Genomic DNA, 10,791 nt, shown 5'->3' with positions numbered 1-10,791 from the left:
CCCCCCCCCCCGGGGGGGGGCGGGGGGCGCCCCGCCCCCCCCCCCCCCCCCCCCCCCCCCCCCCCCCCCCCCCCCGCCCGGGGGGGGGGGGCGCCCCCCCCCCCCCCGCCCCCCCCCCCCCCCGCAGGCTCGGCGGGTCAGAGGGGGTCGTTCATCGCCTTCGCGAGGGAGCGCAGGCGCGCGGAGTCGAACAGGTCCTCGAGCAGGACGACGTTGCCCGACGAGTCGCCGAGCGGCACCTTCCAGTTCGGGTACTCCTGGTCCGTGCCGGGCTGGTTCTGCGAGCGACGCTCACCGACGGCGTCCGCGAGCGAGACGCCGACGAGGGCGGACGGCGTGCTGCGCACGAGGCGGTGCAGCGCCTCCACGAGCTCGCGCTCGGACGGGTCGTCGCCCACGAGCCCCCGCTCGCGCAGGAACGCGACCATGGCGTCACGCTCGGCGCGGGCCGCGCGGCGCACCGTCGCGACGTCCTCCGTGAGGACGCCGAGGCGGTCGCGCAGCTCGACGTGCTCACCGGCGAGGTAGCCGGCCGTGGGCGGCAGGTCGTGCGTCGTGACGGTCGCGAGCGCGAGCCGGCGGTAGTCCTCGGGCGGCAGCGGGGCGCCGTCGGCGGTCTTCTCGAACCACAGCACCGAGGTGCCGAGCACGCCGCGGTCGGCGAGGTAGTCGCGCACCCACGGCTCGTAGACGCCGAGGTCCTCGCCGATGACGATCGCCCCGGCGCGCTGGGCCTCGAGGCACAGGATGCCGACGAGCGCCTCGTGGTCGTAGCGCACGTACGCGCCCGCGTCGGCGCGCGCGCCGCCGGGGATCCACCACAGCCGGAAGAGCCCGATGACGTGGTCGACCCGGATCGCGCCGGCGTGCCGCAGGACGGTGCGCAGCATGTCCCGGTACGGCGCGTACCCGGCGCGGGCGAGCGCCTTGGGGTGCCACGGCGGCTGCGACCAGTTCTGCCCCTGCTGGTTGTACATGTCCGGCGGCGCCCCGACGGACACGCCCGTCGCGAGCACGCCGCGGTGCGCCCACACGTCGGCGCCCTCCGGGTGCACGCCGACCGCGAGGTCGTGCATGATCCCCACCGACATGCCGGCCTCGCGCGCCGTGCGCTGTGCCGCGCGGAGCTGCTCGTCGGCGACCCACTGGAGCCAGCAGTAGAACTCGACGCGGTCGGCGAGCTGCTCGCGCAGCGCGGCGACGGTCGGCCCGTTGGGGTCGAACGCACCGGGCGGCCAGTCGCGGTCGCCGTAGTGGTCGGCGAGCGCGCACCACGTCGCGAAGTCCTCGAGGCCCCGGCCCTGCTCGGCCCGGAACGCGTCGAGCGACGCCTGGCGCGCGGTCGAGCGCGGCGCGGCGAACACGACCTCGAGCGCGGCCTTCTTGGCCTCCCAGGCGGCGTCGCGGTCGATCGGGCCCGGATCCGTGTCCAGGTCGCGCACCGGGTCGAACGCCCACTCGACGAGCGAGCGGTCCGCGGCGGAGAGGTACGCGGTCTCGCGGATGTCCTCGACCCGCACGTACAGCGGGTTGACGAAGCGCCGGCTCGTCGGCAGGTAGGGCGACGGCGTCATGGGCGTGCGGGGCTCCGCGGCGTGCAGCGGGTTGACGAGCACGAAGTCCGCGCCGGCCTCGCGCGCGGACAGCCATGCGAGGTCCGCGAGGTCCGCGAGGTCGCCCACGCCCCACGAGGCGCGCGAGCGCACCGAGTACAGCTGGGCCATGAAGCCCCACGTGCGCCGCTCGGCGACCTCCGCGGGCAGCTCGAGGCGCTGCGGCGTCACGACGAGCGTCGCGCGCGCGTGCGTGCCGTCGCTCTCGGCGTGCAGGTCGTGCCAGCCGAGCGGCAGGTCGGCCGGGACCTCGAACGTCGCGCGGCCCACGCGCCGCCCGTCGACCGTGCGCGGCTCGACGAACACGTCGAGCTGCGCGAGGTCGCGGCGCTCGCGCGGGGCGCGGGCCGCGTGCTGGCCGGCGGGTTGGCCCCCGTGGCGGGCGGGCTCGGCCTCGAGCTCGACCCAGACCGCGACGGACGACCCGTCCTGCACGTGCACGGGCACGGGCACCGCGTCGCCCTGTCTCACGACGACGGTCGGCGGCAGCATCTGGCGCCACGCGTCGTCGCGCGAGTGCTCGAGGCTGACCGCGACCTTCTCGGGCGACGACGCCGGGACACCGAGAGCCTCGAGCACCGCGACGAGCGTCGAGGCGCGCACCTGGCGCCGGGTGCCGTCGAAGTCCCAGAAGTCGGACGCGACGCCGTGGGCGTCGGCCAGCTGCACCAACGGCTCGGGCAGGTCCGTCTGCGGGGGTTCGCTCACGCCTGCATCCTGCCAGAACGCGGGCCCGCGAGCAGCGCGTTCGCCCGGCGCGCCCGGGGTCCGCCCACCCGGCCCGGGTAGCCTGCGCTCATGCCCCAGCCCGCCCTGCTCCCTCTCCTGGCGCTGCCCACCGACACCACCGAGCCCCTGGAGCCGTTCGACCCGTCGGACTCCCAGTCCTGGCTCGACTGGTTCGTGGGACTCCCGCTGCGCGTGCTCCTCGTCGTCGGGATCGGCGCGATCGTCCTCGCGGTCGTGCGCCGCCTCATCCGCCGAGTCACGGAGCAGATCGCGCAGGGCACGCCCGCGCTGCGGAGCAAGCGGCTGCAAGGCGTGGGCGAGTCGGGCGTCGGCACGGTCCTGCTGCGCGCGAACCCGCTCGCGAGCGCGCGGCGCGCCCAGCGCGCCCGCACGGTGGGGTCGGTGCTGCGGTCCGTCGCGAACATCGTCATCGGCGCGACGATCGTGCTCATGGTGCTCGCCGAGCTCGGCGTCGACATCGCGCCGTTCCTCGCGTCGGCGGGCATCGCCGGCGTCGCGCTGGGCTTCGGCGCGCAGAGCCTCGTCAAGGACTTCCTCTCCGGCACGTTCATGCTGCTCGAGGACCAGTACGGCGTCGGGGACACGGTCGACTTCGGCGAGGTCACGGGCACGGTCGAGGAGGTCGCGCTGCGCGTCACCAAGGTGCGCGACGGCGACGGCACGCTGTGGTTCGTGCGCAACGGGGAGATCCTGCGCACCGGCAACAAGACCCAGGAGTGGGGCCGCGCGACGGTCGACGTCCGGGTCGCGTACTGGGCGGACGTCGAGACGGTGCGCGCGGCGCTGCGGGCCGCCGGCGAGCAGGTCGCGAGCGACCCCGTGCTCGGCACGTACGTCCTCGAGCCGCCCCACGTGTCCGGCATCGAGGGGATGACGGCCGAGGCGCTCGAGCTCAAGGTGCAGGTCAAGACGCAGGCCGCGATGCAGTGGGAGGTCGCGCGAGCGCTGCGCGCGAGCGTGCGCCTGGCGCTGTCCGACGCGCGGGTCCCGCTCGCCGGGGCCCAGCAGGTGGTCGTCCTCGACCACTCCCCCTCCGAGCCCGACGAGCCGCGGGACCCCGACGCGCAGGCCGAGGACGCGGCGGCCGACGGGACGCGGGAGGAGGGCGCGCCGTCGGGACCCGACGACGCGGGCTCGCCGCGCACGACGCGCTGAGCCGGGCGCGGGACGTCGGACGGGCGCCGTCGGGGGCTCGTGCCGTCCGACGCGCGTCGGCGGGCAGGCGTCGGCGGGTGCGCCTCGGTGGCGCCGGCCCCGCGGGCGGGGCCGGCCCGGGATCAGCGCAGGCCGTCGAGCTCCGCGGCGAGGTTGTCGGCCTCGGGGCCGACGATGACCTGCACGACGCGGCCCGAGCGCACGACGCCGAACGCGCCCGTCGCCTTGAGACGCGCCTCGTCGACGAGCTGGGGGTCGGTCACCTCGACGCGCAGTCGCGTGATGCACGGCTCCAGGTCGACCACGTTCCCCTGGCCCCCGAGGGCTTCGAGGATCTGCTGTGCCTTCTGGTCCGAGGGGGTGCTCATCGAATGTCTCTCCTGAGGCGGGTCGAGGGGATCCCCGCGCGGGATCCGGGGTGTCGGGGTGCCGTGCACCTGGCAACAGCCTAGTCTCCTGGCGAGGTTGTCACCGGATCGAGGCCGCTCGGCAACGCCCGCGCAACAGGCGTGTGCGTCCGGGACCGGGGTCGGACGGTGACGGGCACGCGTGCGCACCGGCCCGGGCACCCGGGTCGCACGCCCGAGGCGGACAGGAGCGAGGGTCGTGACGGGCGGACACCAGGACGAGGAACGGCAGGTCATCACGGGCATCGGGGTGTGCCCCGGGACCGTCGTGGGGCCGGTCGTGCTCATGCCGGAGCCGATCGAGGAGCCCGCACGCGGGCTGCGGCTCGGGCCGCGCGAGGACCACGAGGCGCAGGCGCGTCGCGTCGACGCCGCCGCGGCCCAGGTCGCCGGTGACCTTCAGCGCGCGGCCGACGCGGCCGACGGCGAGACGCGCGACGTGCTCGAGGCGACCGCCGCGATGGCGGCCGACCCGACGCTCGCCGCCGACGCCCGCCGCCGCGTGCTCGACGAGCACCTCGTGCCGGAGCGCGCGGTGTGGGAGGCGGCCGAGGAGGTCGTGCGCCAGTTCACCGAGCTCGGCGGCTACTTCGCCGAGCGCGCGCGGGACGTCGCGGACGTGCGCGACCGGCTCGTCGCGGCGCTCACCGACCGGCCTGCGCCGGGCGTCCCGGAGCACGCCGAGCCGTTCGTCCTCGTCGCGCCCGACCTCGCGCCGTCGGCGACGGCCGCGCTCGACCCGGCGCGCGTGCTCGCGATCGTCACGGACGGTGCCGGACCGACGTCGCACACCGCGATCGTCGCCAACGCCAAGGGGATCCCGGCCGTCGTCGCCGCGACCGGGGCGAGCGCGGCGCTCGCCCCGGAGGACGTCGTGCTCGTCGACGGGTCGGCCGGCACCGTCGTCGTGCACCCGTCCGAGGCCCAGGTCGCGGCCGCGCGGGCGCGCTCGCAGCAGGTCCGCACGTTCGACGGCACGGGCCGCACGCGCGACGGGCACCGCGTCCAGCTCCTCGCGAACGTCGGCGACCCGGCGGGTGCGGCGCCCGCGGCGGCCGCGGGCGCCGAGGGCGTCGGGCTCTTCCGCTCCGAGTTCTGCTTCCTCGACCGCGAGCAGCCGCCGACGGTCGAGGAGCAGGTCGTCGCCTACCGCACCGTGTTCCGCGCGTTCGCCGGGCGCAAGGTCGTCATCCGCACGCTCGACTCGGGCGCGGACAAGCCGCTGCACTTCCTCACGGTCGACGACGAGGAGAACCCCGCGCTCGGCGTGCGCGGGCTGCGCACCGCCGCGCGCTGGCCCGAGCTGCTGGAGGAGCAGCTCGACGCGATCGCGCAGGCGGCCGCGGCGGAGGAGGCCGAGGTGTGGGTCATGGCGCCGATGGTCTCGACCGTGGGCGAGACCGAGTGGTTCGTCGAGCGCTGCCGGGCGCACGGCCTCGACGTCGCGGGCGTCATGGTCGAGGTCCCGAGCGCCGCGCTGCTCGCCGGGCCGATCCTCGCGCGCGCCGCGTTCGCGTCGATCGGCACCAACGACCTCACGCAGTACACGATGGCCGCCGACCGGCTCCTGGGGTCGCTCGCGGAGCTCAGCGACCCGTGGCAGCCGGCGGTCCTGCGTCTCGTCGAGGCGACGTGCGCGGGCGGCGCGCAGCAGGGCCGGCCCGTCGGCGTGTGCGGCGAGGCGGCGTCCCAGCCCGTGCTCGCCGTCGTGCTCGTGGGGCTCGGCGTGTCGTCGCTGTCGATGACGGCGCGCGCGATCCCGGACGTCGCGGCGCTGCTGCGCGAGGTCGACCTCGACGAGTGCCGCAGGCTCGCGCGGCTCGCGGTCGAGGCCGAGAGCGCGGCCCAGGCGCGCGCCGTCGTGCGGGAGAACCTGCCCGTCCTCGCCGAGCTCGGCCTCTGACCGCCCTCGGCCCCCGACCCGACCGGGCGCGCGCCCGCGCGGGGAGTGACGTGCGTCGGCGCGTCGCGTGTGACGTGCGCCCGCGACGACCTGCGCGGCCCGGCCGCGCCCGCCGCCGGTGCGATGATGGGCCCGTGACGACCGAGCCCACCCCCCGCACGACGCTGCCCGTCGCCGGACTGTCGAACGGCACGACCGGCCCGACCGCCGACGCCGCGCCGGTGCGCCCGAGCCGCACGTTCTACGACGAGGTCGGCGGCCACGAGACGTTCGTCCGCCTCGTCGACGCGTTCTACGCGGGCGTCGCCGAGGACCCGGTGCTCAAGCCGATGTACCCCGAGGAGGACCTGGGCCCCGCGCGCTGGCGCCTCACGGCCTTCCTCGAGCAGTACTGGGGCGGCCCGACGACGTACAGCGAGCAGCGCGGGCACCCGCGCCTGCGGATGCGGCACGCCCCCTACAAGGTCAACCCCGACGCGCGCGACCGCTGGCTGACCCACATGCGCGCCGCCGTCGACACCCTCGGCCTCGCGCCGATCCAGGAGGCGACGCTGTGGGACTATCTGGAGCGCGCGGCGCACTCGCTCCTCAACACCTTCGAGGACTGACCCGACCCGCCGCCGAGCGAAGGAGCCCCACCCGTGACCCCCGAGCCCACGCCGCCCGCCTCGTCGCGCTCGTCCTCACCCGGACCGACGTCGGACGACGCCCCGCGCGAGCAGGTGCCGAACCCGCTCCACCACCTCCTCGACGTGCTGCGTCTGGAGCGGGTGGGCGACGGCGACGGGTCGGCCGCCGACCCCGAGCACTTCCGCGGGGTGAGCGTGCACCAGCCCACGGGGCGCGTGTACGGCGGCCAGGTGCTCGCGCAGGCCGTCCTCGCAGCCGGGCGCACCGTCCCCGACGGGCGGCTCCCCCACTCGCTGCACGGGTACTTCTTGCGGCCCGGGGGCCTCGACGTCCCCATCGACTTCGCGGTCGAGCGGCTGCGCGACGGGCGCTCGTTCAGCGCGCGCCGCACGCACGCGATCCAGCACGGCAAGCCGATCCTGTCGATGATCTCCTCGTTCCAGGAGCTCCAGGGCGGCATCGAGCACGCGTCGCGCATGCCCGACGCCCCGCCGCCGGAGGACGTGCCGTCGGCGCTCGACGTGCTCGGTGGCATCGACCACCCGATCGCGCGGTTCTGGTCGCACCACTCGGCGTTCGAGCTGCGGCACGTCGGCGGGTCGCTCTACCTCGGGCCGGACCACGAGCCCAAGGACCACCAGATGGTGTGGATGCGCTCGCGCGGCGACGTGGGCGACGACCAGCTGCTGCACCGCGCGCTCATGGCCTACGCGTGCGACCAGGTCATGCTCGAGCCGATCCTGCGCCAGTCCGGCACGAGCTGGGTCACCCCCGACATCTCGATCGCGAGCCTCGACCACGCCATGTGGTGGCACCGCGACGTGCGCGTCGACGAGTGGCTGCTGTACGTGCAGTCGGCGTCGAGCGCCCAGGGCGGCCGCGGGCTCGGCGCCGCGCGCGTGTTCGCGCAGGACGGCACGCTCGTCGCGTCGATCGCCCAGGAGGGCATGATCCGCGTCCCCGCGATGTGACGAGCCCGCGCCGGGCCCCGGCCCGGCGCCGCGCCCCGGTGAGGGGCCTCCCGGGCTGCGACCTCGGGCCCGGCGCCCGACACTGTCGGGGTGCGACTGCGCCGTGTGACCGTGACCTCCCCCGGCTACTCGCGGCGCCCGAAGGGCGACTCGTGGGTGTTCCTCGACGTCGAGGGCCTTCCCCTGACCGACGAGGAGGAGGTCGCGCGCTGCACGCGCCTCGCCGTCCCCCCGGCCTGGACCGACGTGTGGATCTGCCGCTACCCCAACGGCCACATCCAGGCCTTCGGGCGCGACGTCGCGGGGCGCGGCCAGTACCTCTACCACGAGCAGTGGCAGGTGCGCCGGGCCCGGCGCAAGCACGACCACGTGCTCGACGTCGGTCGGCGCCTTCCCGCCGCCCGGCGCCGGGTCGCGCGCGACCTCGCCCAGCCGGGGATGGGGCGCGAGAAGGTGCTCGCGCTCGCGTTCCGGCTCCTCGACCTCGCGTACTTCCGCGCCGGCGGCGAGATCTACGCCCAGCAGAACAAGAGCTACGGCCTCGCGACGATCCGCAAGGAGCACGCGCGCGTGCGCCGCGACGGCAGCGTGCACTTCCACTACCCGGCGAAGTCGGGCCAGGTGCGCGACGTCGTCGTCGAGGACCCGGTCGTCGCCGACCTCGTCACGACCCTCAAGCGGCGTCGGGGTGGGGTGGAGCTGCTCGCGTGGCGCGAGCAGGGACCCGACGGCCGCGCCCGGTGGCACGACGTCACGAGCGCGGACGTCCAGGCGGGGATCAAGGAACGGCTCGGCGACGACGCGACGCCCAAGGACTTCCGCACGTGGCACGCCACGGTCCTCGCGGCGCGCGCGCTCGCGGACGCGGGCGCGCCCCCGCGCTCGGACCGCGCCCGCCGGCGCGTGGTCACGGGCATCGTCAAGGACGTCGCGGAGGAGCTCGGCAACACGCCCGCCGTCGCGCGGTCGTCGTACATCGACCCGCGCCTGTTCGACCTGTGGGAGCGCGGGGAGACGATCGGCTCGACGCGCTCGCAGACGCGCGCCGAGCGCGAGCTCCTGGAGCTGCTGTCGTGAGGGCCGCGGTCACGGGCGTCACCGGGTACGTGGGCGGTCGGCTCGTGCCCGAGCTCCTGCGGGCCGGGTTCGACGTGCGCGCGCTCGCCCGGCACCCGGAGCGGCTCGCGGGGCGCGAGTGGGTCGACGACGTCGAGGCGGTCGCGGCCGACGCGAGCGACCTCGAGCAGATCCGGGCCGCCCTCGCCGACGTGGACGTCGCGTACTACCTCGTGCACTCGCTCGGCACCGGCCCGACGTTCGAGGCCCGCGACCGCCGCACCGCGCTGACGTTCGCGCGTGCCGCGCGCGAGGCCGGGGTCGGGCGCATCGTCTACCTCGGCGGGATGTACCCGGACGTCCCGGAGGGCGACCTCTCGCCGCACCTCGCGTCGCGCAAGGAGGTGGGCGACATCCTGCTCGCGTCCGGCGTCCCGACGACGGTGCTCCAGGCCGCCGTGATCCTCGGCTCCGGGTCGGCGTCGTTCGAGATGATGCGGTACCTCACCGAGCGGCTGCCCGCGATGACGACGCCGCGATGGGTCGACAACCGCATCCAGCCCATCGCCGTGCGCGACGTGCTGCGCTACCTCGTCGGGTCCGCGACGATACCGCCCGACGTGTCGCGCGCGTTCGACGTGGGCGGACCCGACGTGCTCACCTACCGCGAGATGATGCAGCGCTACGCGCGGGTCGCGGGGCTGCCGCGGCGCGCGATCGTCAGCGTGCCCGTGCTCACGCCGAAGCTGTCGAGCCACTGGGTCGGGCTCGTCACGCCCGTCCCGTCGGGCATCGCGCGGCCGCTCGTCGAGTCGCTCCAGCACGAGGTCGTGTGCGGCGAGCACGACATCGCCCGCTACGTGCCCGATCCGCCCGAGGGCCTGCTCGGGTTCGACCAGGCCGTCGAGCTCGCGCTCGAGCGCATCCACGACGGCGAGGTCACCACGCGGTGGTCGTCCGCCGCGGCGCCCGGCGCGCCGTCGGACCCGCTGCCGAGCGACCCCGACTGGGCGGGCGGCTCCCTCTACGTCGACGAGCGGCGGACCGTCGTCGACGCGCCGGCCGGGGTGCTGTGGCGCGTGGTCGAGGAGATCGGCGGCTCGCGCGGCTGGTACTCGTGGTCGCTCGCGTGGCGCGTGCGCGGGCTCCTCGACCGGCTCGTCGGCGGGCCGGGACTGCGGCGCGGTCGCCGCGACGAGCGCCACCTGCGGGTGGACGACGAGCTCGACTGGTGGCGCGTCGAGGCGATCGAGCCGGGGCGCCGCCTGCTGCTGCGCGCCGAGATGCGCCTGCCCGGCCTCGCGTGGCTCGAGCTGCGCGTCGACGACGCCGCGGCCGAGCTGCCGGAGGCCTCGCGCCCCGGCGCGCCCGGGCCCGCACCGCAGGACGCGAGCGGGCCGGGCCGCACGTACTTCGCGCAGCGCGCCCTGTTCCACCCGCACGGGCTCGCGGGCCAGCTCTACTGGTGGGCGGTCAAGCCCTTCCACGGCGTCGTGTTCGGCGGGATGCAGCGCAACGTCGCACGCGCGGCCGAGACCGCGGCGCGGGGCGAGGCGGGCGTCGGTCTCAGCGGCGCCGGCGGAACGACAGCGGCTCCTCGACGAACGGCTCCCACGCCGCGCGCTCAGCCTCGGTGATGCGGCGCGGCGACCCGGTCGCGGCGTCCACGACGACGATCGTCGTCGCGGCCTTCGCGTAGGGCGCACCCCCGGAGGTGGGGCCCGTGCGCGCGAACCGTGCTGCGCCGTCGTGCACCTCGTAGCAGACCTCGAGGCTCGCGCCCCCGAGGTGCCCGATCCACAGCTCGACGCGCACGGGCGTGCGCGTGAAGCCGAGCGGCCGCAGGTACTCGATCTCCTGGCGCGCGACGAGCGTGTGGCTCGTCGCGTGGGGCCCGGTCTCCAGGACGGCCGTCGGCCACGCGTCCTCCCCCGCCTCGGGGTGGGTCCAGAACGCGGTGATCCGCGCGTCCTCGAGCAGCCGGAACATCTCGACGTTGTTCACGTGGGCGTACGCGTCGAGGTCGGACCACCGCAGGGAGACGGGCACGTGCAGACGGGTCATGAGGGTCCTCTCGCTCGACGGGCGCCGGCGGCGGGTGCGCCCCGGCCGTCGACCATTCTCTCCCCCGCCGAGCACGACCCTCCGCGCGGTCGAGCACGGGGTTGTTGTCGTTGTCGGACGGATGACGACACCAACCCCGTGTTCGGCGGTGCGGCGGGCCGGGGCTGGGTGGGGTGGTGGGGTGGGGTGGTGGGGGGGTGCGTTGGGGCGGCAGGACCCGCCGCCGAGGGCCGCGGTCCGCC

9 protein-coding genes are annotated in these 10,791 nt (G+C 76.1%); 6 read left to right on the top strand and 3 right to left on the bottom strand.

Annotation, left to right across the window (positions count from 1 at the left end; genetic code table 11):
* Positions 1–137: 137 nt before the first annotated feature.
* Positions 138–2,321 (bottom strand): 4-alpha-glucanotransferase, encoded by a 2,184-nt coding sequence (malQ, locus tag GYH36_RS17995; RefSeq protein WP_162290554.1) that lies wholly within the window; start codon positions 2,319–2,321, stop codon positions 138–140.
* A 90-nt stretch (positions 2,322–2,411) separates the two neighbouring features.
* On the opposite strand from malQ, the gene GYH36_RS17990 reads away from it, so the two are divergent.
* Positions 2,412–3,518: a mechanosensitive ion channel family protein gene (locus GYH36_RS17990; RefSeq protein ID WP_115942326.1), complete on the top strand. Its 1,107-nt coding sequence runs from the start codon at positions 2,412–2,414 to the stop codon at positions 3,516–3,518.
* 122 nt (positions 3,519–3,640) lie between these two features.
* Here GYH36_RS17990 and GYH36_RS17985 read toward each other — a convergent pair whose 3' ends face one another.
* Entirely contained in the window at positions 3,641–3,886 is a 246-nt protein-coding gene (locus GYH36_RS17985; RefSeq protein ID WP_024842193.1) for a PTS sugar transporter subunit IIB, read from the bottom strand.
* Positions 3,887–4,124: 238 nt separating this feature from the next.
* Between GYH36_RS17985 and ptsP the strand changes: the two genes are divergently transcribed.
* From ptsP to GYH36_RS19890, 5 genes are all read left to right on the top strand, one after another.
* Positions 4,125–5,828 (top strand): phosphoenolpyruvate--protein phosphotransferase, encoded by a 1,704-nt coding sequence (gene ptsP / locus GYH36_RS17980; protein ID WP_162290553.1) that lies wholly within the window; start codon positions 4,125–4,127, stop codon positions 5,826–5,828.
* A 221-nt stretch (positions 5,829–6,049) separates the two neighbouring features.
* The gene (locus GYH36_RS17975) at positions 6,050–6,436 is read left to right on the top strand and encodes a globin (RefSeq protein WP_024842191.1); all 387 of its coding nucleotides are present in this window, start codon (positions 6,050–6,052) and stop codon (positions 6,434–6,436) included.
* Positions 6,437–6,469: 33 nt separating this feature from the next.
* Positions 6,470–7,429 carry an acyl-CoA thioesterase gene (locus tag GYH36_RS17970; protein ID WP_376739838.1) on the top strand — a complete coding sequence of 320 codons (960 nt, stop codon included), beginning with the start codon at positions 6,470–6,472 and terminating at the stop codon, positions 7,427–7,429.
* A gap of 90 nt (positions 7,430–7,519) precedes the next feature.
* Positions 7,520–8,506: a DNA topoisomerase IB gene (locus GYH36_RS19895; protein ID WP_024842189.1), complete on the top strand. Its 987-nt coding sequence runs from the start codon at positions 7,520–7,522 to the stop codon at positions 8,504–8,506.
* The gene (locus tag GYH36_RS19890; protein WP_162290552.1) at positions 8,503–10,122 is read left to right on the top strand and encodes an SDR family oxidoreductase; all 1,620 of its coding nucleotides are present in this window, start codon (positions 8,503–8,505) and stop codon (positions 10,120–10,122) included. Before GYH36_RS19895 ends, GYH36_RS19890 begins: the two co-directional genes overlap by 4 nt.
* Here GYH36_RS19890 and GYH36_RS17955 read toward each other — a convergent pair.
* Entirely contained in the window at positions 10,052–10,549 is a 498-nt protein-coding gene (locus tag GYH36_RS17955) for an acyl-CoA thioesterase (protein WP_115942323.1), read from the bottom strand. The two genes, GYH36_RS19890 and GYH36_RS17955, sit on opposite strands and share 71 nt — an antisense overlap.
* Positions 10,550–10,791: the final 242 nt, after the last annotated feature.

The sequence above is a fragment of the Cellulosimicrobium composti genome (genome assembly GCF_010287905.1).
GTDB lineage: Bacteria > Actinomycetota > Actinomycetes > Actinomycetales > Cellulomonadaceae > Cellulosimicrobium > Cellulosimicrobium composti.
This window is presented reverse-complemented; position numbering and strand designations above follow the sequence as displayed.